The sequence below is a fragment of the Streptomyces sp. CB02959 genome, assembly GCF_002803155.1.
In the GTDB taxonomy this organism is placed as follows: domain Bacteria; phylum Actinomycetota; class Actinomycetes; order Streptomycetales; family Streptomycetaceae; genus Streptomyces.
The window spans coordinates 287,476-310,783 of the sequence record NZ_NNBP01000001.1 but is presented as its reverse complement, the minus strand read 5'-3'; the positions used below and the strand labels follow the sequence as shown (position 1 = coordinate 310,783).

At 74.0% G+C, this 23,308-nt stretch carries 17 protein-coding genes and 1 pseudogene; 8 read left to right on the top strand and 10 right to left on the bottom strand.

Annotation, left to right across the window (positions count from 1 at the left end; all coding sequences use genetic code 11):
- Positions 1 to 441: 441 nt before the first annotated feature.
- The 6 genes and pseudogenes from CG747_RS01360 to CG747_RS01335 all read right to left on the bottom strand — a co-directional run.
- Entirely contained in the window at positions 442 to 2,073 is a 1,632-nt protein-coding gene (locus CG747_RS01360) for a M4 family metallopeptidase (RefSeq protein WP_100599719.1), read from the bottom strand.
- Positions 2,074 to 2,369: 296 nt separating this feature from the next.
- On the bottom strand, positions 2,370 to 4,676 hold the full coding sequence (locus CG747_RS01355) for a M4 family metallopeptidase (protein ID WP_100599718.1): 2,307 nt from the start codon (positions 4,674 to 4,676) through the stop codon (positions 2,370 to 2,372).
- 323 nt (positions 4,677 to 4,999) lie between these two features.
- The gene (locus CG747_RS01350) at positions 5,000 to 6,898 is read right to left on the bottom strand and encodes an ABC transporter ATP-binding protein (protein WP_100599717.1); all 1,899 of its coding nucleotides are present in this window, start codon (positions 6,896 to 6,898) and stop codon (positions 5,000 to 5,002) included.
- A complete protein-coding gene (locus tag CG747_RS01345; RefSeq protein ID WP_100599716.1) occupies positions 6,895 to 8,682 on the bottom strand; it encodes an ABC transporter ATP-binding protein in 1,788 nt (595 codons plus the stop codon). Before CG747_RS01345 ends, CG747_RS01350 begins: the two co-directional genes overlap by 4 nt.
- Positions 8,679 to 10,586, bottom strand: coding sequence for an ABC transporter ATP-binding protein (locus CG747_RS01340; protein ID WP_100599715.1), 1,908 nt, complete (start codon positions 10,584 to 10,586; stop codon positions 8,679 to 8,681). Before CG747_RS01340 ends, CG747_RS01345 begins: the two co-directional genes overlap by 4 nt.
- Positions 10,583 to 11,461 (bottom strand): annotated as a pseudogene (locus tag CG747_RS01335) (ABC transporter ATP-binding protein); the annotation flags it as partial. The pseudogene CG747_RS01335 and the gene CG747_RS01340, both read right to left, overlap by 4 nt.
- Positions 11,462 to 11,496: 35 nt before the next feature.
- Here CG747_RS01335 and CG747_RS47750 point away from each other — a divergent pair.
- Positions 11,497 to 11,691 carry a hypothetical protein gene (locus CG747_RS47750; protein WP_180985339.1) on the top strand — a complete coding sequence of 65 codons (195 nt, stop codon included), beginning with the start codon at positions 11,497 to 11,499 and terminating at the stop codon, positions 11,689 to 11,691.
- A 119-nt stretch (positions 11,692 to 11,810) separates the two neighbouring features.
- On the opposite strand, the gene glgX is transcribed toward CG747_RS47750, so the two are convergent.
- Positions 11,811 to 14,102, bottom strand: coding sequence for a glycogen debranching protein GlgX (gene glgX / locus CG747_RS01330; RefSeq protein ID WP_100599714.1), 2,292 nt, complete (start codon positions 14,100 to 14,102; stop codon positions 11,811 to 11,813).
- Between the two features lie 324 nt (positions 14,103 to 14,426).
- On the opposite strand from glgX, the gene CG747_RS01325 reads away from it, so the two are divergent.
- The 7 genes from CG747_RS01325 (at position 14,427) to CG747_RS01290 (ending at position 21,238) form a co-directional block, all read left to right on the top strand.
- Complete coding sequence (locus CG747_RS01325) at positions 14,427 to 15,749, top strand: Ig-like domain-containing protein (protein WP_100599713.1); 1,323 nt, start codon at positions 14,427 to 14,429, stop codon at positions 15,747 to 15,749.
- 199 nt (positions 15,750 to 15,948) lie between these two features.
- Positions 15,949 to 17,178, top strand: a complete 1,230-nt coding sequence (locus tag CG747_RS01315; RefSeq protein ID WP_100599711.1) for an Ig-like domain-containing protein — start codon at positions 15,949 to 15,951, stop codon at positions 17,176 to 17,178.
- Positions 17,179 to 17,250: 72 nt separating this feature from the next.
- Positions 17,251 to 18,018 carry an enoyl-CoA hydratase/isomerase family protein gene (locus CG747_RS01310; RefSeq protein WP_100599710.1) on the top strand — a complete coding sequence of 256 codons (768 nt, stop codon included), beginning with the start codon at positions 17,251 to 17,253 and terminating at the stop codon, positions 18,016 to 18,018.
- A gap of 266 nt (positions 18,019 to 18,284) precedes the next feature.
- The gene (locus tag CG747_RS01305; protein WP_374701727.1) at positions 18,285 to 18,821 is read left to right on the top strand and encodes an ATP-binding protein; all 537 of its coding nucleotides are present in this window, start codon (positions 18,285 to 18,287) and stop codon (positions 18,819 to 18,821) included.
- Positions 18,822 to 19,090: 269 nt separating this feature from the next.
- Positions 19,091 to 19,513 (top strand): hypothetical protein, encoded by a 423-nt coding sequence (locus tag CG747_RS01300; RefSeq protein ID WP_100599709.1) that lies wholly within the window; start codon positions 19,091 to 19,093, stop codon positions 19,511 to 19,513.
- Between the two features lie 67 nt (positions 19,514 to 19,580).
- Positions 19,581 to 20,357 (top strand): DsbA family protein, encoded by a 777-nt coding sequence (locus CG747_RS01295; RefSeq protein WP_100599708.1) that lies wholly within the window; start codon positions 19,581 to 19,583, stop codon positions 20,355 to 20,357.
- Positions 20,354 to 21,238: a cytochrome c biogenesis CcdA family protein gene (locus CG747_RS01290; protein WP_100599707.1), complete on the top strand. Its 885-nt coding sequence runs from the start codon at positions 20,354 to 20,356 to the stop codon at positions 21,236 to 21,238. The genes CG747_RS01295 and CG747_RS01290 overlap by 4 nt, the downstream gene beginning before the upstream one ends.
- A 6-nt stretch (positions 21,239 to 21,244) precedes the next feature.
- On the opposite strand, the gene CG747_RS01285 is transcribed toward CG747_RS01290, so the two are convergent.
- The 3 genes from CG747_RS01285 to CG747_RS01275 form a co-directional block, all read right to left on the bottom strand.
- The gene (locus CG747_RS01285) at positions 21,245 to 21,613 is read right to left on the bottom strand and encodes a hypothetical protein (RefSeq protein ID WP_100599706.1); all 369 of its coding nucleotides are present in this window, start codon (positions 21,611 to 21,613) and stop codon (positions 21,245 to 21,247) included.
- A gap of 182 nt (positions 21,614 to 21,795) precedes the next feature.
- Entirely contained in the window at positions 21,796 to 22,626 is an 831-nt protein-coding gene (nadE, locus tag CG747_RS01280; protein WP_100599705.1) for an ammonia-dependent NAD(+) synthetase, read from the bottom strand.
- 98 nt (positions 22,627 to 22,724) lie between these two features.
- Positions 22,725 to 23,279 carry a GH25 family lysozyme gene (locus CG747_RS01275; protein WP_100599704.1) on the bottom strand — a complete coding sequence of 185 codons (555 nt, stop codon included), beginning with the start codon at positions 23,277 to 23,279 and terminating at the stop codon, positions 22,725 to 22,727.
- Positions 23,280 to 23,308: the final 29 nt, after the last annotated feature.

Genomic DNA, 23,308 nt, shown 5'->3' with positions numbered 1-23,308 from the left:
CGCCTCCTCAACTCGGTCTGATCACAGCGGAGTTGCGGTGTGCGGAAGTCCGTTGCCGCGCCGGGGCCCGTCGGCGCCACCCCCGCAGCCTCTCGCCGTGCGGGAGTCCGTACAAGACCGCCTGAGGGGGTGGAATTGGCCATATCGGCGGACCCGGCAGTACGGGGCGCCGGGGGGTCGCCCCTGGGCTGGGGCGGGCGGGGCGGAATGCCTGTCCGGGGGAGGGGCGTGCGTGGCCGATCGGCGAACGGGTGACCGTACGGGGCGGGGTCGGCGGGCCGGGGGCGCCGGTGGGCGCCGCCGCCCGGCGGGGATCGGCGGCGGAGAGCTGGCCGAAAAAAGCCGGCGTGGCCGGGGGATCGCTCCCCCGGCCACGCCGGTGCGGTGCGGTCAACCGGCCGCGGTGCGCGGCCGGTTGACGCTATGCGTTGTTGCCGGGTGTCACTTGACGTTGACGCCGGCCCAGGCCGACTCGACGCCCTTGACCTCGGCGCCACCCGCGCCGTAGAGGTCGGTGGCCGCCTTGACGGTCGCCTCGCGGGCCGCCTTGTAGTCGGTGGTCGACGTCATGTACGTGGTCAGCGCCTTGAACCAGATCTTCTCGGCCTTGTCCCGGCCGATGCCGGTGACCTTGGAGCCGTCCGCGGTCGGGCTGTCGTAGTGGTCGCCGTTGGCGTCCTTCGGGCCGCTGCCCTCGGACAGCAGGTAGAAGAAGTGGTTGGCGATGCCGGAGGAGTAGTGGACGTCGACGTTGCCGGCGTCGGCGCTCCAGTTGTCCAGGGACTGGCCGTCCTTGGAGGGCTTGTCCATGTAGCGCAGCGGCTTGCCGTCGCCGTTGATGTCGATCTTCTTGCCGATGAAGTAGCTGCCCGGCTCCTCGGGGTTCTTCGCGTAGAACGCGACGGAGGCGCCGAAGATGTCCGACGTCGCCTCGTTCAGGCCGCCGGACTCGCCGCTGTACTCCAGCTTCGCGGTGGCCGCGGTGACGCCGTGCGACATCTCGTGGCCCGCGACGTCGAGGGCGGTCAGCGGCTTGTTGTTGCCCTGGCCGTCGCCGTACGTCATGCAGAAGCAGCTGTCGTCCCAGAACGCGTTGACGTAGTTCTGGCCGTAGTGGACGCGGGAGGTGGCACCCTTGCCGTCGCCCTTGATGCCGCTGCGGCCGTGCACGTTCTTGTAGTAGTCCCAGGTCTCCTGGGCGCCGTAGGCGGCGTCGACGGCGGCGGTCTGCGGGTTGCTGGGCTTGCCGTCGCCCCACGTGTCGGTGGAGTTGGTGAACAGCTTGCCGTCGCCGCTCTCGCTGCCGCTCAGGTCGAACGTCGAGTGGCCGCCGCGGGTGTCGTCGGTCAGCTCGTAGCCGTTGGCGCCCTTCTTGGTCGTGAGGTCGACCTTGCCGGCGTACTCGCTGTTGCCGACGCCGTTCTCGATGCCCTGGTACTGGAAGAGCTTCTTGCCGGTGTTGGCGTCGGTGATGACGTGCAGCTGGTTGGGCGTGCCGTCCTTCTGGACGCCGCCGACCACGGTCTCGTAGGCCAGCACCGGGGTGCCCTTGGCGGCCCAGATCACCTTGCGGGGCGCCGGCGCGTCGACCTTCTTGGCGCCGATGGTCTTGGTCGCGGTCGACTCGGCGGCCAGCGCGGCGGCCTTCGGGGCGATCTTCGCGGTGGTCGAGGCGACGGTGACGTTCGCCTTGGTGGCCTTGCTGACGCCCTTGACGGCGCCGCCCTTGGCGGTGTGCACGACCAGGTCGCCGCCGAGCACCGGCAGGCCGGCGTAGGTGCGGTCGTAGCGGGTGTGCACGGTGCCGTCGGTGTCCTTGATGACGTCCCTGACGACCAGCTTCTCCTGCGCGCCCAGGCCCAGGGTCTTGGCGGTCTGCGCCGTGGCGGCCTGCGCGTCCTGCACCAGCTCCGCGCGGTGCGAGGTGCTGAGCGCGAGGGGCGCACCGCCGTGGGGGGCGGTGGCGGGGGCGGCGCCGGCGGTACCGGCGGCCGTGATGCCGGCGACGAGCAGGGCCGCGGCGGCGGCGACCGAACCGGTCACACGGGTCTTACGAGATATGTGGGGGGTCACGCGTGCTCCTTCAACTTTGCCAAGTGGTGGGGGTGCAAAGCGATGCGGGTGTGACATGCGTCGGGAACACTGCCATTTGAGCGCGTGCATGTCAGCGGGGTGATCGGAGGTTGGCCGAAAATCGTCCGTAGAGAGGTGATCGATGTCCGGATAACGGAGGAGGGCGCCGCCCCCGGGGATCCGGGAACGACGCCCAACTCGGCTGTGCAGTGGATCAGTTGTCGCGATCGGCGGGATTTGTCCGACGGACTGCCCGCTCTGTCACATCAGAGTGACGGGAGTATTACCGGTTGCTGTCAGAACGTCAGCTTCCAGCCGTTGAGGGTGCCCGAGTCGCCCGCGTAGACGTCCTGGACGCGCAGCTTCCAGGTGCCGCTCGCGGCCTTCGCCGAGGCGTTGACGGTGTACGTGGCCTTCACGTCGGCGGCCGAGTCCGAGAGGCTGGAGTTCTTCAGCCGGTACGCGGTGCCGTCGGGGGCCAGCAGGTCGATGACCAGGTCACCGCGCCAGCTGTGGGTGATGTCCACCGTCACCTTGAGGCCGCTGGGGGCGTTGCCGCTGCGGCTGACCGGAATCGGCGAGGTGACTGCCGCGCCGGCGTCCGGGATGGCCACCTTGGTGTTGTTCTCGAAGACGTTGCCGCCGCCGACCGGGTTGACGGTCCAGGTGAAGGACGCGGTCCCGGTCTTCTTCGCCGCGTCGGTGACCGTCACGGTGACCGTGGCGCTGCCGGCGGTGGTCGGCGTACCGGAGATCAGACCGGTGGAGGCGTCGAGGGACAGCCCGGCGGGCAGTCCGGTCGCCGCGTACGACAGCGCGCCGGCGGTGCCGCTGCTGGCCTTGATCTGGAGGCTGGCCGCCTGGCCGACGGTGCTGGTCTGGTTGCCCGGGTTGGTGACGGTGACGCCGCCGTCCGGGACGCGGGCGCCGACGTTCACCGCCGCCCAGGTGTTGGCGACCGTGTTGTACGAGGCGCTGCCCTGGCCGAAGAGGTCGGCCGCGGCCTGGAGGGTGGCGGTACGGGCGCCCGCGTAGTTGGTGTTGGCGCTCATGTACTGGCTGAGCGCCTTGAACCACACCTTCTCGGCGTTGGCCCGGCCTATGCCCGGCACCGGGAGGTTGTCGTAGGTCGGGCTGTCGTAGTGGACGCCGTTGATGTCCTTGGCGCCACTGCCCTCGGACAGCAGGTAGAAGAAGTGGTTGGCGACGCCGGAGGAGTAGTGCACGTCCTTGTTGCCGACGGTGCTCGACCAGTAGTCGGCCGAGGCGCCGTCCTTGGACGGCTTGTCCATGTAGCGCAGCGGGGTGCCGTCGCCGTTGATGTTGATCTTCTCGCCGATGAGGTAGTCACCGGGGTCGGCCGGGTTGTTGGCGTAGAACTCCACGGCGGTGCCGAAGATGTCCGAGGTGGCCTCGTTGAGGCCGCCGGACTCGCCGCTGTAGGTGAGGTTGGCGGTGGCGGCGGTGACGCCGTGCGACATCTCGTGGCCGGCCACGTCCAGCGCGGTCAGCGGGTCGGCGTTGTTGGCGCCGTCGCCGTACGTCATGCAGAAGCAGCTGTCGTCCCAGAAGGCGTTGACGTAGCTGTTGCCGTAGTGCACGCGGGAGTACGCGCCGACGCCGTCGCCGCGGATGCCCGTGCGGCCGTGCACGTTCTTGTAGTAGTCCCAGGTCTCCTGGGCGCCGTAGGCGGCGTCCACGGCGGCGGTCTGCGGGTTGGCGGCGGTGCCGTCGCCCCAGGTGTCGTCGGCGTCGGTGAACAGCGAACCGGTGCCGGACGAGCCGTGGTTGAGGTTGTAGGTCTTGTGGCCGCCGCGGGTGCCGTCGGTCATCGTGAAGTTCGGCGCCGAACCGGAGGTCCCGATGGTGACCTTGCCGCTGTACTCGCTGTTGCCGACGCCGTTCTCGATGCCCTGGTACTGGAAGATCTTCGCGCCGGTGGTGGCGTCGGTGATGACGTGCAGCTGGTTGGGCGTGCCGTCGTCCTGGAGCCCGCCGACCACCGTCTCCCAGGCCAGCCGCGGGGTGCCGTCGGCGGCCCAGACCACCTTGCGCGGGGCCTGGTCGGCCGCGGTCTTCGTCGAGCCGAGGGACTTGGCGGCGGAGACCGCCTTGGTCGCGGCGGCGGACGGGGCGACGGTGGCGGTGGTGGAGGCCACCGTGAGGGCCTTCTTGAGGGCCTTGGTGGTGCCCTTGACCGCACCGGTCTTCGCGGTGTGCACGACGAGGTCGCCGCCGAGCACCGGCAGCCCCTCGTAGGTGCGCTCGTACCGGGTGTGCACGGTGCCGTCGACGTCCTTCTCGACGTCCTTGACGACCAGCTTCTCCTTGGCGCCGAGCTGGAGCTGCCGGGCGGTGGCGGCGGTGGTGCCGTTCGCCGTGCGGATCAGTTCGGCCCGCTGGGACGGGGAGAGCTTGGCGGGCAGCGCACCGGCGGCGGGTGCCGCGTGCGGGCCCGGGCGGGCGGCGGGACCGCCCTGCGGGCTGGCGGCCGCGCCGGTACCGGCCTGGACGCCGACGGCCAGGAGAGCGGTGACCGCGACCAGCGCGCCGGTCGCCACGGCACGGCGCTGCGGGGTGGGTCTATGGGGGGTGCGTCTCACACTGACTCCTTCTGCGGGGCCGCGACATGCAGGGGCGGCCGAGGGGGACCGGGCGGCGGAGCGGCCGTCCGGGCAGAGCGAGGCAGAACCATGGAGCGTGTGGGGGGTTGCGGTGCTGGTGGAGCTGGTGTCGCGGCCGCCCGGGTGGTGCTGTGGGGATCCGGGTGGCGGCTGCCGGGAAGAGTGCCACCACTGGCGAGTGGTTGTCAGGTGCCCATCAACTAATTGGCCGGAAAACGTCCGTTGGGCGAAATCCGCGTCCGGAAACCGGACGGCCGGCCGGAAAACCCGGCCGGCCCGGTGGACCCGCGGACACCGCCGGATCAGGAGCGCCAGGAACGCCACAGCGCCGCGTAGACACCGTCGGCCGCCACCAACTCCTCGTGCGTGCCCAGCTCGGTCAGGCGGCCGGCCTCCAGCACCGCCACCCGGTCCGCGTCATGCGCGGTGTGCAGCCGGTGCGCGATGGCGATGACCGTACGGCCTTCGAGGACGGCGGCCAGCGCACGCTCCGCGCGGCGGGCGGTCCGCGGGTCCAGCAGCGCCGTCGCCTCGTCGAGGACGACCGTGTGGGGATCGGCCAGCACTACGCGGGCCAGCGCGAGTTGCTGGGCCTGCGAGCCGTCCGGGCGGTACCCGCCGGCGCCCAGCGCGGTGTCCAGGCCGTCCGGGAGTTCCCCCACCCAGTCGGCCCCCACCGCGGCCAGCGCGGCCCCCAGCGCGGCGTCCCCGGCGTCCGGCGCGGCGATCCGCAGGTTGTCCCGGACGGTGCCCAGGAACACATGGTGCTCCTGGGTGACCAGCACGACCTGCCGGCGCAGCACCGCGGGATCCAAACCGGCCACCGGCACCCCGCCGACCGTCACCGCACCCCGGCGCGGCGCGTCCACCCCCGCCAACAGCCGCCCCAGCGTGGACTTCCCGGCCCCCGACGGGCCGACCAGGGCCAGCCGCTCGCCGGGGCGGACGGTGAGCGTCACCCCGCGCAGCACATCGGCCGCGCCGGGCCCGGCGTCGTCCGCACCGTCCGCACCGGCGCCGTTCGCGCGGGCGGCCGTCCCGCCGCCCGTACTGCCGTCCGCACTGCCGCCCGGGTCCGCCGTCCCGTAGGCGAAATGCACATCGGTGACGTCGATGCGGTCGCCGTCGGGCGCGGCGAAGCGGCCCGGCTCGCGCGGCCCCGCGGGCGCCGCCGCCAGCCCCTCCACACGGGCGAACGCCGCCCCGCTGCTCTGGAGTTGCTCCACCCGCAGCAGGATCGAGTCCAACGGCCCCGACACCTGCCACAGGTACATCGCCGCGGAGACCACCGACCCCAGACCGACCGCGCCCCGCGCCTGCAGCGCCCCGCCCACCAGCAGCACCGCCACCACCGGCAGGATGTACGAGGCGTCCACCGCCGGGAAGAACACCGTGCGCAGCGCCAGGGTGCGGAGCCGGCTGCGGCGGAAGTCCGCGACCGCCGCCTCCGCCGCGGCGTGCCGGACCTCCTGGAGCCCCAGCGCCTCGACCGTCCGGGCACCCCCCGCGGTGGCCGCCAACTGCTCGGCCAGCGCCGAACTCGCCGCCCCCTCCGCCAGATACGCGTCCCGCGCCCGGCGCAGATACCAGCGCGTCGCCGCCAGCAGACCCAGCAGCCCCAACCCGCACAGCCCGAGCCGGACGTCCAGCACCAGCGCCGCGCCCAGCGAGAACGCCACCCGCACCGAGGCGATCAGCACCTCCGGCGCCACGTCCCGCAGCGTCCGCCCGACCGCGGCGGTGTCGGTCGTCCCGCGCGTCGTCAGATCGCCCGCCCCGGCCCGCTCCACCGCCGCCGGGGGCAGCGCCAGCACCCGCGCGACGAAGCCCCCGCGCACCCGCTCCACGGTCCGCTCACCGAACCGGTGCCCGGCGTACCGGGCGAACCGCGCCAGCAGCAGCTCCGCCAGCGCGCACACCAGGATCACCGGGGCCAGCCGGTCCACCGCGGCCACCCCGCCGCCCCCGCGCACCGCGTCCACGATCCGGCCGAGCAGCCACGGGGCGAACAGGCCGACACCGGCGGCCAGCGCGTTCAGCGCCAGCACCCGGGCGAAGGCCGGGCCGTCCCGGCGGATCAGCGCGAACGCGGCACGGCGGGTGCCGGCCCGGTCGGCCACCGGCAGCGCACCGGACGGGAGCGGGCCGCCACCGGACCGCCCGCTCCGGTCCGCCGCCGCCCGCTCCTCGGTCACCGTCATCCCGCCGCCTCCGCTTCCTCACCCGCACCGCGCGTCACCAGCCGCCGGTAACCCGGCTCCGCTGCGAGGAGCTCCCGATGGCTGCCGACCGCCGCCACCCGCCCCCCGGCCAGGTAGTACACCGTGTCCGCACGGTCCAACAGCAGCGGTGAGGTGGTGGTCAGCACCGTCGTCCGCCGGCCGGCGCGGGCCGCGTGCAGCCGCGCCGCCATCGCCGCCTCGGTGTGCGCGTCCACCGCCGAGGTCGGCTCGGCCGCCAGCAGGACCTCCGGATCGGCCAGCAGCGCCCGGACCAGCCGCAGCCGCTGCCGCTGGCCACCGGAGAGGTCCCGGCCCTGCGCCGCCACCGGGCTGTCCAGCCCCGCCGGCAGCCCGCGGACGATGTCCTCGGCCGCCGCGGTGTGCAGGGCCCCGTCGATCGCCTCCCGGCTCCGGTCCCGCCGCCCGCAGACCACCTCGCGCAGGGTGCCGGCGAACAGGTCCGCCTCGTTGTCCGCCACCAGCAGCCGGGCCCGGAGCCGCACCGGATCGATCGCGTCGAGGCGCACCGCGCCCCAGGTCGCCGCCGACTCCGCGAAGCCGCCGAGCCGGTCCAGCACCGCCGCCGACTCCTCCGGGCGCTCACCGGCCAGCGCGGTCAGCGACCCGGGCACCACCTCGACCCCGGACGCCGGATCGCGGAGCACCGCCGGCACCGGCGGCGGCTCCCGGAACACCGGACCGTCCGGCTGCTCGCCCCGGCCGTCCGACTGCCTGTCCTGGCCGTCCGGCTGCCCGCCCCGGCCGTCCGGCTGCTTGCCCCGGCCTGCCGGCCTCAGATTCAGGAACCGCACCACCCGTCGCGCCGCCACCCGGCCCCGGGTGAAGTCGTAGCCGGCCTCGATGAAGAACGAGACCGGTACCACCAGCGCCGCCGCATAGCCGTACACCGCCACCAACTGGCCCACGGTGAGCGTGCCCTGGGCCGCCATCCGGGCCGCGAGCCAGGTCACCGCGGCCACGAACAGCGTCGGCAGCCCGACCCCCAGCGCCTGCACCCAACTGGTCACCGCGCCGACCCGATAGCCCTCGTCGCGCAGCCCCCGCGCCTCCTGCCCGTACCGCTGCGCGAACACCTCCTTGCCGCCGAGCCCGTTGAGCACCCGCAGCCCGCCGGCGAGGTCCGTCAGCCGGGCCGCCAGGCCGCCCTCCCGCTCGCGGTACCGCGCCTCGACCCCCTCCAGCCGCCCCAGCAGCGGCCCGACCAGCACCGCCAGCACCGGCACCCCCAGCAGCAACACCGCCGCCAGCAGCGGGGAGACGTCCAGCAGCAACACCGCCACCACCCCGTAGGCCAGCACCGAGCCGACGCCCGGCCCGATCATCGTCAGCGTCTGGCTGATCACCGCGACGTCGCCGATCCCGATCGTGACGACCTCGCCGGCGCTCACCTGCCGGGGCAGCGCGGCGCCCAGCCGCAGGGTGTGCGCCACCAGGGCCCGCACCGTCCGGATGGTCGCGTCCATTCGGATCTTGGTCATCGTCCGGTGCCGCCACGTCCCCAGGACGGAGTTGGTCATGCCCAGACCGAACAGCACCGCCGACCACGCCACCAGCGCGGACCAGTGCCCGGGCGCCAGCCCGTCGTCGATCGCCCGGGACAGCACGTACGGCGGCAGCATCTGCCCCACCGTCGACAGGGTGCCCAGCACCGAGCCGGCCGCCGCCCGCCGCCGCTGGCTGACCACCAGCCACCACAGGTAGCGCACCGGACCGCGGTGCTCCGCAACGGTGTCGGCGGTCATGCCACACTCTCCCGCCAGGCCCGGTGCAGCGCCGCGTACCGGCCGCGGCCGGCGGTCAGTGCGGCCGGGGCGCCGTCCTCCACGATCCGGCCGTCGGCCATCACCAGCACCCGGTCGGCGGACTCCACCGTGGACAGCCGGTGCGCTATCACCAGCGCCGTACGGCCGCGCAGCACCGCTCCCATGGCCCGCTGCACCGCCCGCTCGCCGGGGATGTCCAGCGAGCTGGTCGCCTCGTCCAGGATGAGCACCGCCGGGTCGGCCAGCAACGCCCGGGCGAAGCCGACCAGTTGCCGCTGGCCCGCGGAGAGCCGGCCGCCGCGCTTGCGGACGTCGGTGTCGTAGCCGTCCGGGAGGGCGGTGATGAAGTCATGGGCGCCGATCGCCCGCGCGGCCTGCTCGATCTCCGCGCGGTCGGCGTCCGGGCGGCCCAGCGCGATGTTGTCGGCGACCGAGCCGGAGAACAGGAACGCCTCCTGGGTGACCATCACCACCGCGCGGCGCAGCTCGGCGCCGGACAGCTCGCGCAGCTCGACCCCGTCCAGCAGCACCCGGCCCTCCGTGGGGTCGTGGAACCGGGCCAGCAGCCGGGCCAGGGTGGACTTGCCGGCCCCGGTGGCGCCGACCACCGCGACGGTGGTGCCGGCAGACAGCGTGAGGTCGAAGCGCGGCAGCACCTCGCCGCCCGTGCGGTACCCGAAGCGGACGCCGCGGAACGCCACTTCGCGGCCCGGCCGGCCGGGGGCGGCGGGCGGCAGCGCCCGTGGCGCGGCGGGCTCGGCCACCGTCGGCCGCTGGGCCAGCAGCCCGGCGATCTTCTCCAGCGAGGCGGCCGCGGACTCGTAGGAGTTCAGGAACACGCCCAGCCGGTCGATGGGGTCGTACAGCCGGCGGAGGTAGAGGGTCGCGGCGGCCAGCACGCCCAGGGCGAGCGAGCCGGCGGCGACGCGGTAGGCGCCCCACAGGACGATGGCGGCCATCGCGACGTTGGCCGTCATACGGGAGCCGACGACATAGCGTGCCATCTCCAGGATCGCGTCGCCGTTGGCCTGCCGGTGCCGGGAGTTGAGCCCGGCGAAGGCCGCGTCGTTGGCCGGCTCGCGGCGGAACGCCTGCACCGGGCGGATGCCGCCCAGGGTCTCGGCGAACCGCACGATGACCGACGCGATGGCGGTGGACTTGGCGCGGTACGCCCGCTGCGAGCGGCGCCGGAAGGCCCGCACGAGCAGGGCCAGCGGCACCGCGGAGAGCAGCGCCGCGGCGCCCATGCCCGGGTCCAGCCAGAGCAGGGTCACCGTGATGTACAGCGTCGAGAGGACGACCGAGACCAGCTCCTGAAGGCCCTCGTCGAGGAGTTCGCGCAGCGCCTCCACGTCCGTGGTGGCCCGGGAGATCAACCGGCCGGAGGTGTAGCGCTCGTGGAAGTCCAGGCCGAGCGCCTGGGCGTGCCGGAAGATCCGGCCGCGCAGGTCCAGCAGCACGTCCTGGCCGGCCCGGGTGGACAGCCGGACGAAGACCCACTGGAGACCGCCGGCGGCCACCGCGCACAGCACGGCCGCCACCGCCAGGAGGAGCAGCGGCCCGCGGTCGCCCGCCCGCAGGGCCGGCACCACCCGGTCGAGGGCGTAGGCGACCAGCAGCGGGCTGGCCTGCGCGGCGGCCTGCTGGAGCAGCAGGGTGGCGGTGGCGGCCGCCACCCGGCCGCGGTGCGGGGCGAGCAGCGAGCCCAGCAGGGCGCGCGAGGCGCCCTTCGGGGTGGGCAGCAGATCCGCCTCGAAGGCGTCCGGGGCGGCGTCCGGCGGGGCCTGCCGCGCGTCCGCGGCGGGCGGCCCGGTGCGCGGTCCCGCGCCGGGGCCGTCACCCCCCGGGCGGTCGGCCGGCCGGCCGGTCTCCGTCGTCGTCATCGCGCGCCCTCCCCCTCGTGTCGCCCGGTGCCGCCGCGCTCCGGGCCGCCCGACATCAGCGCCGCGTACTCGGCGTTCTCCCGCAGGAGTTGGTGGTGGGTGCCGACGGCGGTGATCCGGCCGCCGGACAGCAGCGCCACCCGGTCGGCGAGCAGCACCGTGGACGGGCGGTGGGCGACCACCAGCGCGGTGGTGGTCGCCAGTACGTCCCGCAGCGCCGCCTCCACCCGGGCCTCGGTGTGCACGTCGAGCGCGGAGAGCGGGTCGTCGAGGATCAGGAAGGGGGGCCGGCCGACCACCGCGCGGGCCAGCGCCAGCCGCTGCCGCTGCCCGCCCGACAGGCTCATCCCCTGCTCACCGACCCCGGTGGCGGTGCCCTGCGGGAGGGCCTGCACGAACTCCTCGGCCTGCGCCACGCGCAGCGCCCGCCGCAGATCCGCCGCCCGGTCCGGTTCCGGCCCGTCCGCCGCGCCCATCAGGACGTTCTCCGCCACCGTCGTGGAGAACAGGGTCGGCTCCTCGAAGGCCACCGCGACCTGCGTCCGCGCCTGCGCGCGGGTGAGCGTGGCCAGATCCCGCCCGTCCAGGGTGATCCGGCCCGCGGTCGGGTCGTACAGCCGCGGCACCAGCGCCGTCAGGGTGGTCTTGCCGCTGCCGGTCGCGCCGACCAGCGCCATCGTCTCCCCGGGCCGTATGTGCAGATCGACGCCCCGGAGGGTCGGCGGGGAGCCGGGGGCCGCGTCGGGGTACCGGAACTCCACGCCCTCGAAGGCCAGTCCGCCGCCGGCCCCTGCACCGGCTCCTGTACCGTCCGCGGCGCTCGTGCGCGGTCCGGCGCCGTCCTCCGCCACCGGCGGCTCGTCCAGCACCTCGAACCGGCCCGTCCATCAGCCACTTGAGCACCAGCGGGATGACCACCGAGAGACAGGACGCCACCACCGCCACGGCGGCGGCGGTGAACAGCCGGGCCCGCACCGGCCGCACGAACGGCCACAGGCGGAGCAGCGAGCGGACCGCGGAGCGCCGTACCGCTCCGGTCCGCTCGTCGGGGGACGTCGAACGCTTGGTCGTGACCATCACCCGCGAGCGTACGGTGCGCCACTGACAATGCTCATGCGGTTTTCGTCCGGGCGTCCGGAACGGTGCCGGGCCGGGGCCGGTAACCACCCCTGCGCCCAAGTGACCGTGACACCGGGCCGGTTCACGGCACCGGCCCGGCGGCGGTCAGCCCGGCACGGCCCGGAAGAGCAGCACCGTCCGCCCCGGCACGGTGAGTTCGCCGCCCGCCGCGAACGGCCCGCGCTCCGGCGCCTGTTCGCCGTGCCCGCCGTGCCCGCCCGGCCCGTCAGGTCCGTCCGGTGGCGGCTCATCGGAGGTGTCCACCAGGAGCTCGTACGCACCGGCCCAGGGGAGGCCGGGCAGGACCACCGTCCGGGGCGCGGCGCCGGCGTGCAGGACGGCGAGGAAGCTGTCGTCGGTGACGCGGACGCCGCGGGCGTCGCGCTGCGGGATGTCGTTGCCCGAGAGGTACATGGCCAGGGTGGCGCCGGGCGCGTACCAGTCCTGTTCGGTCATCTCCGTGCCGTCCGCGCCGAACCACGCCAGGTCGCGCAGGCCGCCGCGGCGCTGCGGGCGGCCGGAGAAGAACGCCCGGCGGCGCAGCACGGGATGGGCGCGGCGCAGCGCGATCAGGCGGGCGGTGAGCGCGGCCAGGGCCCGCCAGTGGGGGTCGGCCAGCAGCGACCAGTCGAGCCAGCCGGTGGCGTTGTCCTGGCAGTAGGCGTTGTTGTTGCCGCCCTGGGTGCGGCCCATCTCGTCGCCGGCCACCAGCATCGGCACGCCGGTGGACAGCAGCAGGGTGGTCAGCAGGTTGCGGAGCTGGCGGCGGCGCAGCGCGGCGATGTCCGCGTCGTCGGTCTCGCCCTCGGCGCCGCAGTTCCAGGACCGGTTGTCGTGGGTGCCGTCCGCGTTGTCCTCGCCGTTGGCCTCGTTGTGCTTGTGCTCGTAGCTGACCAGGTCGCGCAGGGTGAAACCGTCGTGCGCGGTGACGAAGTTGACCGAGGCGTACGGGCGGCGGCCGCCCCAGGCGTAGAGGTCGCTCGACCCGGAGAGCCGGTAGCCCAGGTCGCGGACGTCCCCGGTGGCGCCGCGCCAGAAGTCCCGGACGGTGTCGCGGTAGCGGTCGTTCCACTCCGTCCACAGGGGCGGGAAGGCGCCGACCTGGTAGCCGCCGGAGCCGATGTCCCACGGCTCGGCGATGAGCTTGACCCGGCGCAGGACGGGGTCCTGGGCGATCACCGCGAGGAACGGGGAGAGCATGTCCACGTCGTGCATGGAGCGGGCCAGCGCGGCCGCCAGGTCGAAGCGGAAGCCGTCCACGCCCATTTCGGTGACCCAGTAGCGCAGCGAATCGGTGATCAGCCGCAGCACGTGGGGCTGGACGACGTGCAGGGTGTTGCCGCACCCGGTGTAGTCGGCGTAGCGGCGCGGGTCCCCTTGGAGGCGGTAGTAGCCGCGGTTGTCGATGCCGCGGAGGGAGAGCGTCGGGCCCCGCTCGCCGGCCTCCGCGGTGTGGTTGTAGACGACGTCCAGGATCACCTCGATGCCGGCGTCGTGCAGCGCCCGGACCATCCGTTTGAACTCGCCGACCTGCTGGCCGCGGGACCCGGTGGCGGCGTAGCCGGCGTGCGGCGCGAAGTAGCCGATGGAGTTGTAGCCCCAGTAGTTGCGCAGCCCCCGGCGCACCAGGTGGTCCTCGTGAGCGAACTGGTGGACCGGCAGCAGTTCGACGGCGGTCACCCCCAGCCGGGTCAGGTGCGCCAGCGCGGCCGGGTGGGCCAGCCCGGCGTAGGTGCCGCGCAGCCGCTCCGGGATGCCCGGATGGCGCATGGTGAACCCCCGGACGTGCAGCTCGTAGAGGACGGAATCCGGCCAGGGCGTCTTGGGCCGCCGGTCGTCCTGCCACTCGTCCTGCCCGTCGTCCTCCTCGCCGACCACGACCCCCTTGGGGACGTACGGCGCGGAGTCGCGGTCGTCCCGCACGGTGTCGGCGACGTGCTGTTCGGGCCAGTCCCGGACGTGGCCGTACAGCGGGGCGGGCAGCGCCGGACCGGCGGGCCCGGTCTCGGTACGGGTGCCGAAGTCGCCGTCCACGGCCCGGGCGTAGGGGTCCAGCAGCAGCTTCGCCGGGTTCCAGCGGGCGCCGGTCCAGGGGTCCCAGCGGCCGTACACCCGGTAGCCGTAGCGCTGCCCGGGGCGGACGCCGGGCAGGAAGCCGTGCCGGATCTCATGGGTCAGCTCGGTGAGGAGGTGGCGGGTCTCCTGCCCCTCGTCGTCGAAGAGGCACAGTTCGACGGCCTCGGCGCCGCCCGCCCACAGGGCGAAGTTGGTGCCTGCGTCACCGTCCGGCCCGGTGCGGTAGCGGGCTCCCAGGGGCGTCGGGCTGCCGGGGCGGACGTCCGCGGGCGGGGCGAGCGGTTCGTCCGCCACCGCCTCCTGCTCGGGTGCGCTGGACACGTGCCGGCCTCCTGCGGCTGAAGGGCGCGGTCGGGCGGCGGAGCCCCGGGGCCCGGGGGACTCCCAGCGTGGGCTGGGGGAGCGTCCCGGCCGGGTGCGGGGCCGTCGCCCGCGGTGCGGTGCACGAGGGTGCACCGTTGTTCTGCCCGCAACCGGGCGTTGCCTCACGCTTTCCGCCCCCGCGCACTCCCGTTGCCGGGCTCCGCGCGGCACGGCCCCGCCGGACGCCCCGCGCGCCCGCCCCGCCCACGGGTGGACGCGTCCATGACATCCCCTTTCGCGGCATACCGCCCAACTTGCGAATCATCCGTCACAATCCGGCATATGAGCGGCCATCACTCTCACCGACCAGGGGACGGCACCCGCGGCCGTGCCGCGGACCGCGCACCGGCGGACGGCCCGGCGCCCCGCCGCGCACCCCGCGCGCCCCGCGGGACGGCGACGCCCCGGCCGCCCCGCCTCCGCCGCGCCGCCCGCGTACTGCTGGTCGCGCTCACCGGCGCGGCGGCGCTGGCCGGCTGCGGCGACCGGGACGTCTTCCTCGGCGGCGCGCCGCCCGCCCCGGAGGAGGCGATCCGGATCCTCCCGGGCGACGGCGCCCGCGGCGTACGGTCCAACGGGCGGCTGGAGGTCCGCGTCCCGGAGGGCCGGCTGGAGCGGGTCGAGGTCAGCCGCACCGGCAGCGGCGGCAAGCAGCCGGTCGCCGGCCGGATCTCCCGGGACGGCACGATCTGGCGGCCGGTGACCGACTCCCTCGAACTCGCCGCCCGGTACACCGTCGACGCGACCGCGCTCGACGACTCCGGCCACCGCACCACCCGGCACACCACCTTCAGCACCTTCGCGCCCCCGCACCGCGTCATCGGCTCCTACTCGCCGGAGAGCGGCACCACGGTCGGCACCGGCCTGATCTTCTCGCTGGTCTTCAACCGGCCGATCCTGGACCGCGCCGCCGTGGAGCGCGCGGTCACCGTCAGCGCCCGGCCCGCCGTCGAGATCGCACCCCACTGGTTCGGCGGCCGCAGGCTGGACTTCCGGCCCCGCAACCGCTGGCGGTCGGGCACCCGCCTCACCGTCCAACTGCGGCTGCGCGAGGTGCGGACCGGCCCGGGCGCCTACGGGATCCAGCTCAAGACCCTCCACTACCAGGTGGGCCGCGACCAGATCAGCACCGTCGACGCCGCCGGGCACACGCTGACCGTCCGCCGCGACGGCCGGGTGTTGGCCACCCTCCCGGTCACCGCGGGCAACGCCGAGAACCCCACCTACAACGGCACGATGGTGATCCTGGAGCGGCACGCGGTGACCCGGATGGACGGCGACACCGTCGGCTTCGGCACCGAGTACGACATCCCGGACGTGCCGCACGCCATGCGGCTGACCCGGTCCGGGACCTTCCTGCACGGCAACTACTGGGCGCGGCCCGAGGTCTTCGGCGGCCTCAACACCAGCCACGGCTGCGTCGGGTTGAAGGACGTCCGGGGCGGCGGCCCGGACACCCCGGCCGGCTGGCTCTACCGGAACTCGATCGTCGGCGACACCGTGGAGGTCCGCAACTCCCCGGACCGCACCGTCGCCCCCGACAACGGCCTGGGCGGCTGGAACCTGCCGTGGGCGGCCTGGCGGGCGGGCGGCGCGCCGAGCTGACCGGCGCCCGCCCGCGCGCCCGCGGGGTGCCCCCGGGCGCTCGTACGCATGCCCGCGCCGCCACCCGCCGCTCGCGACTAAACGGTGACCTTCAGGGGGAGTTCACTGTCGGTGCGGTGTGGTTGTCTAGCGGCACGCACACGGCCGACGACGTCCGGGTGCGGGGACCGCGGGCCGTGCGAGGGGGAAGGGGCCAGTTGTGAACGTCCAGCCGATGGCAGGGGAGCCGGTGCACCGGAGGCGGGCGCGCCGCCCGGGCGCGCCACTCGCCCTGCTGCTCGCTCCGCTGCTGCTGTTGGTCTCCGCCTGCGGGGGCGACGAGGGCGGCAAGCCGTCCGGGCGGACGGGGGCGGACACCGCCGCCTCGCAGGCCGCCGTGGTGATAGCGCCCCAGGACGGCGCCCGGTCCGTGGCCACCAGCGGCGCGCTGAAGGTGACCGCCCGGAAGGGGAAGCTGCGGTCCGTCAAGGTCACCGACGCCAAGGGCAACGCGATCGACGGGAAGATATCCGGCGACGGCGCCCGGTGGCAGCCCAGCGGCCACCTCGGCGCCTCGACGCGGTACACCGTCGACGCGGTGGCGGTGGACGCCCGGGGCCGACAGGCCGCCGAGCACACCACGTTCACCACGCTCGTCCCGAAGAACACCTTCATCGGCCAGTACACCCCGGAGAGCGGCGAACGGGTCGGCGTCGGGATGCCGGTCTCGATCCGCTTCACCCGCGGCATCACCGACCCCCGGGCCGTCGAGAAGGCCATCAGCGTCACGGCGCGGCCCGCCGTCCCGATCGCCGGCCACTGGTTCGGCAACGACCGCCTCGACTTCCGCCCCGAGAAGTACTGGGCACCGGGCACCAAGGTCACCCTCCGGCTCGCCCTCGACGGCGTCGAGGGCCGCCCGGGCGTCTACGGCACCCAGGCCAAGGAGGTCTCGTTCACCGTCGGCCGCAGCCAGGTCAGCACCGTCGACGCCCGGTCGAAGCAGATGACGGTGGTCCGCGACGGAAAGACCCTGCGGACCGTGCCGATCACCGCGGGCGCCCCGGGCACCGAGACCTACAACGGCCAGATGGTGATCAGCGAGAAGCACCCGGTGACGCGGATGAACGGCCAGACCGTCGGCTACGGCGGCGAGTACGACATCAAGGACGTCCCGCACGCCATGCGGTTGAGCACCTCCGGCACCTTCATCCACGGCAACTACTGGTCGGGCCGGTCGACGTTCGGCACCCGCAACGCCAGCCACGGCTGCGTCGGCCTCTACGACCAGCGCGGCGGCGGCGACCCCGACACCCCGGCGGCCTGGTTCTACCGGAACTCGCTCATCGGCGACGTGGTCGTCGTCAAGAACTCCCACGACCACACCATCCAGTCCGACAACGGCTTCGGCGACTGGAACCTCTCCTGGGAGAAGTGGCGGGCCAGGTAGGGCCGCGGTCCGGGCGGAAGGGCGGCCGGGGGCGGGGCGGCGCGCGGCGTTAACGCGTACTAACCTGCCCGCATGACTGTGCATCTCGAGGTCGCCGACGGCGTCGGCACCATCCGCCTGGACCGCCCGCCGATGAACGCCCTGGACGTCGCCACCCAGGACCGGCTCCGCGAACTGGCCGAGGAGGCCGGCCGTCGGGACGATGTCCGCGCCGTCGTGCTCTGGGGCGGCGAGAAGGTGTTCGCGGCCGGTGCGGACATCAAGGAAATGCAGGCCATGGACCACGCCGCCATGGTCGTGCGGTCCAAGGCCCTCCAGGACTCGTTCACCGCGGTGGCCCGGATCCCCAAGCCGGTGGTCGCCGCGCTCACCGGCTACGCCCTCGGCGGCGGCTGCGAACTGGCGCTCTGCGCCGACTTCCGGATCGCCGCCGAGAACGCCAAGCTGGGCCAGCCCGAGATCCTGCTCGGCCTGATCCCGGGCGCCGGCGGCACCCAGCGGCTGGCCCGCCTGGTGGGCCCGTCCAAGGCCAAGGACCTGATCTTCACCGGCCGTCATGTGAAGGCCGAGGAGGCGCTGGCCATCGGTCTGGTGGACCGGGTGGTGCCTGCCGACGAGGTCTACGCGCAGGCGCACGCCTGGGCGGCGCGACTGGCGGCCGGGCCGGCACTGGCGCTGCGGGCCGCCAAGGAATCCGTCGACGCGGGCCTGGAGGCCGACATCGACACCGGGCTGACGATCGAACGCAACTGGTTCGCCGGGCTGTTCGCCACCGAGGACCGGGAGATCGGCATGCGCAGCTTCGTCGAGGACGGACCGGGCAAGGCCAAGTTCCTCTGAGGTCACTGGTGTTGAAGAGGCGTACGAGGTTTGGCCGGTACGTCATGCCTCGTGTGGGCGAATTGCGGAAAACTTAATTGCGCCTTAAAAAGGCCGGGTTGGCGACTCCCGGCGGTCCGCCGCCCGCACGAGGTCTTCCCAGGTCAACGCCGTACGGCCAACCCCCGACTGCCCTTGGCATATGTCGTGGAGGCGGCACGGAGCCGCCGATTCCGGACAACGGATTCCACAGGTTCCGCCCCCCGGGGCCGCGCCGAGCGGCCATTATGGGGGGCATGGCGGGCCTCGAAGGAATGGAGCAGCCGCGGCCGCGGGCCGGTACGGCTGCCACGGGCTGGGAGACCCCCGACGCGGACGGGGCGGCGCCCCCGGCTCCGGTCGGCCCGGTGCCCGTCGGGCTCGACCTGGTCGGCGACCCGCACCTGGGCGAGGTCAGACTCCCCTCGCGCCCCCAGTCCGCGCGGACCGCGCGCCGGCTGACCGCCGCCATCCTCCTCAAGCAGTGGTCCCTCTCGCCCCAACTCGCCGAGCACTCCGTGCTGCTGGTCTCCGAATTGGTCGGCAACGCCGTACGGCACACCGGGGCCCGCACGTTCGGGCTGCGGATACTGCGCCGCCGCGGCTGGATCCGGGTGGAGGTGCGCGACCCCTCGCGCGGACTGCCGTGCCTGATGCCGGTCCAGGCGATGGACGTCAGCGGCCGCGGGCTCTTCCTGGTCGACAAGCTCTCGGACCGCTGGGGCGTCGATCTGCTCCCGCGCGGCAAGACGACCTGGTTCGAGGTCCGGGTCAACGACCGCTGACCCCGCCGGCCCACCCCTTCCGCCCGCGGGCGGAAGGGGTGGGGCCCGCGCGGCCGGAAGCGACCGGCCCGCGCCGCGGGGGTCGCCGCGGACGACTATGGCAGGCCCGGCGCCGTCGGCCAAAGCCGACAAACAGGAAACATCAGGATGTCCCGCCATCAAAGGAGAGGTGCGCCGGGGTGAGCTGTGCCACCACGGGCGCCCGGTGCGGACGGTCCGTAGGATGGGAGGTTCCCGACGACACGGACCGCGAACGAGGGGGAGGGACCATGCACCGGCTGCGCCGCTCGGCGACGCTGACCCTGCTGCTCCTTCTCGCGGTCGCCTTCGGGCCGCTGCTGTGCCGGATCGGCGGCGACCAGGCATGGCTCGCCGGCCGTGCGGCCGCCGCCGCCGAGATCTGGCGGACCGGCCCCGCGGGCCCGGCCGCGGCGGACGCCGCGCACCCCGCCGCCACCGCCCCCACAGCGGTGGCCGACACCGTCAGGAACTGCTCCGGCCGCCATGCGCCGAGCCCGGGCGAGGCCGCACCGCTGCCCGCCCCGCACCGCGCCGAGCTGCTCGCCCCGGACGCCTCCGCGCCCGGGCCGCTCGCCGCCGACCTGCCCCACCGGTTCGGCCTGGCCCGCCCGCCCACCGGTGCCGCCCCCGCCACGGACCACACCGCGCTCCTGCCCGTACTGCGGATATAGGCCGCCCGGCCACCACCCCGGCTGTCCTCCCTTCCGCACACCTCTCCCGTACGACAGGAGCTTTCGCATGCCCACGTCCGCCTCACCCACCCGTAAGATCGCCGCCGTCGGCGCGGTCCTCGCGCTCGTCGTGGCGGTGATCGCCATCGCCGTCGCGGTCGGCAAGTCCGTCGAGAACGGCCGGGACACCTCGGCCTCGCCCGCCTCCCCCGGAACCGCCTCCGTCGAGCCCCAGGAGGACGCCGGACAGCAGAAGCTGTACGACGACCTCGCGGCGCGCACCAGCCGGCGCACCGCCGGCGACCCGCTCGCCGTCGGCAAGCCGGACGCCCCGGTCGTCCTCGTCGAGTACGCCGACTACCAGTGCTCGTTCTGCGGCCGCTTCACCCGCGAGACCCAGCCCGCGCTGGTCAAGAAGTTCGTCGACGCCGGCACCCTGCGCATCGAGTTCCGCAACTTCCCGGTCTTCGGCGCCGACTCCGAGCGGGCCGCCCGCGCCTCCTGGGCCGCCGGCCGGCAGGGGAAGTTCTGGCAGCTGCACGACGAGCTCTACGCCGAGACCCGCAAGGGCGACGCGCTCGCCGAGGACAAGCTGGTCGAGCTGGCCCGCGCCGCCGGTGTCCCGGACCTGGCGAAGTTCCGGACCGACCTGAACGGCCCGGCGGCCGCGGCCGCCCTGAAGAAGGACCAGGACGAGGGCTACCAGCTCGGCGTGCAGTCCACCCCGTCCTTCCTGGTCAACGGCCGGCCGATCGCCGGGGCGCAGGAGACCGCGGTCTTCGAGCAGGCGATCGAGCAGGCCGCGAAGGCCGGGAAGCACGGTGGTGCGGGGGCCGGGAAGTGACCACCGACATCGGCTACCTCGCCGCGTTCCTGGGCGGCACGCTGGCACTGGTCAGCCCGTGCAGCGCGCTGCTCCTGCCGGCGTTCTTCGCGTACTCGCTGGCCAGTCCCGGCCGGCTGCTGGCCCGCACCGGGGTGTTCTACCTGGGGCTCGCCACGACGCTGGTGCCGCTCGGCGCGGCCAGCACGGCCGCCAGCCGGCTCTTCAACGGCCACCGCGACCTGCTGATCGCCCTCGGCGGCTGGGTCGTCATCGCGCTCGGCGTGGCCCAGATCCTCGGCCTGGGCTTCGCCTCCCGGCGGGCCCAGGCCGCGGCCGCCCGGATCACCCCGCGCACCGCCCTGTCGACCTTCCTGCTCGGCTGCGTCTACGGCCTGGCCGGCTTCTGCGCCGGGCCGATCCTCGGCGCGGTGCTGACCGTGACGGCGGTCAGCGGCTCCCCGGTCTACGGCGCCTCGATGCTCGCGGTCTACGCGCTGGGCATGGCACTGCCGCTGTTCCTGCTGGCCCTGCTGTGGGACCGCTTCCGGCTCGGCACCCGGGGCTGGCTGCGCGGCCGCGAGCTCGCCCTCGGCCGGCTGCGGCTGCACACCACGTCGCTGGTCTCCGGGCTGTTCTTCATCGGCATCGGGGTGCTGTTCCTGAGCTTCAACGGGACCAGCGCGCTGCCCGGCATCCTGGACGCGGACACCGAGGCCGGCCTGGAGGGCCGGGCCGCCCGGCTGGGGAACGGCGTACCGGACGCGGTGCTGCTCGCGCTGGCCGCGCTGGCCGTCGCCGCGGTGCTGGGCCGGATCGCCCTGCGGCCGGAACGGAAGCGGGGCACCGCCGAGGACCGCGGCGCCGCCGAGCCCGAAGGCTCTGACCGGCCCTCGCGCTAGGCGCCCCTAAGCGGTCAGCCGCCGGTGCCAGCCCGGGTGCGGCCGGGGGCGCGGGCGGGTGTGCGGGCGGACGTGCGGATGCTGCGCGTCCGCCCGGCGGCGGCGGTCGTTGCACAGCAGGCATTTGCCGTAGCCCGCCGGAAGGGGGTCTTCCGGGTCGCCGTGGAGCGGGTCCACCGCGCCGTTGGGGTGCAGTGCGCAGCCCGTCGGGCCGGTGGTCGGGGCCCCCAGCGAGCTCGCGGCGGTCAGCGCCTGGCGGAGGACGTCGACGAGCTGGTCGGCGTCCCGCCGGGTCGGTGCCGAGCGGAGCGCGGAGGCGAGGTCGGCGGCAGTGGTCAGCGCGGTCTGGAGGTCGTGCAGGCGTGCGTCACCCATGCCCTGGAGAGTAAGCGGCCCCACTGACAGTTGATCTTCCGATCGCACTTCGTGGCTTCCCATGGCCGCATGCATGCCCGCTGCGGCCCACGGTTTAGCACCGGGCCGGTGACGGCTCCCTTGCCGGAGTATGACCGGACGGTGCGGCCGTCCGCGCCCGCGGACCGCCGCACCCACCCGGCTCAGGGCGCGATCGGCAGCGCCCGCTTGTGGGCGGTGAGGCGGTAGCGCCGGTCGATCGCCAGGAAGGCGGCGTCGTCGACCGGCCGGCCCTCCAGGAAGTCGTCGATCTGGTCGTAGGTGACGCCGAGCGCGTCCTCGTCGGGCTTGCCCGGGTCGAGGGTCTCCAGGTCGGCGGTCGGGACCTTGTGGACGAGTTCGTCAGGGGCGCCCAGCGCCTCGGCGACCGCCCGCACCCGGCGCTTGGTCAGCCCGGTCAGCGGGACCACGTCGGCCGCGCCGTCGCCGAACTTGGTGAAGAAGCCGGAGACCGCCTCGGCGGCGTGGTCGGTGCCCACGACCAGGCCGTTCTCCGCGCCGGCCACCGCGTACTGGGCGATCATGCGCTGCCGGGCCTTGATGTTGCCGTGCACGAAGTCCTGGTGGTGCGCGTCGCGGAAGACGACGCCGCCGGCCACGGCCGCGGCCAGCGCCGCGTCACTGGCCGGGCGGACGTCGACGGTCAGCAGCCGGTCGGCGCGGAGGAACTCCACCGCCCGCTGCGCGTCCTTCTCGTCCGCCTGCTCGCCGTAGGGCAGCCGCATCGCGTAGAACGTCGCGTCGTGGCCCTCGGCGCGGGCCCGCTCCACCGCGAGCTGGCAGAGCCGGCCCGCGGTGGTGGAGTCGACCCCGCCGCTGATGCCCAGCACCAGGGAGCGCAGGCCCGTGGAGGTCAGCCGCGCTGTGAGGAAGGACACCCGGCGCTCGATCTCCTGCGCGGCGTCGAACTCCGCGGGCACCTGGAGTTCGCGGGCTATCTCCTGCTGCCGGGCCTTGGCCGCCGGGTCCGTCACGGGTGCTCCTTACGCTTTTCGTCACGCACTGTTCGCCGGCCGCGCGGTCGTGTCACGCGGAGTGTCCGCCAGGCGTATCCGGATACTGCCGGAGAAGTTTATGCGGGGTGCGCCCACTTCTTGAGCTCGGCCTTGCTGGCGAAAGTCGCGACGTCCTTGTCCAGCGGCGAATCGGTGTACTGGTGGATACGCCACTTGGCCTTGATGCGGGGGTGTCCGGCGGCGACGTAGTCGGCGATCCACAGTCCGTCCGCGGCATACGACGTGCTGTCCCGGTTCAACCAGAAATCACGGTTGCAGTAGAGCAGCACGCGGTGGGTGGGACGGAGTTTCTTGACCTCCAGGAGGAACTGGTCCTTCTGGGCGTTGCTGGCGTGGCTGCCGTCGCCGGTGGTCTCCCAGTCGGCGGCCAGGAGATCGCCCTGGACCGATGCGCATTTCTCCACGAAATAGCGTGCCTGGGCGGCGATATTCCCCGGCCACAGGAAGTGGTAGAAACCGACCACGGCACCCGCTTCCCGGGCCCGGGCCGCCTGGGCCGACTGGTGCGGATTGACGTAGGAGCGGCCTTCGGTTGCCTTGATGAACACGAAGTCCAGCCCGTTGGCCGAATATCCGGTGTTGTAGGAGCTGACATCGACACCGTGCAGCATGAGCGGCCTCCTGCCCATCGGACCTGCGG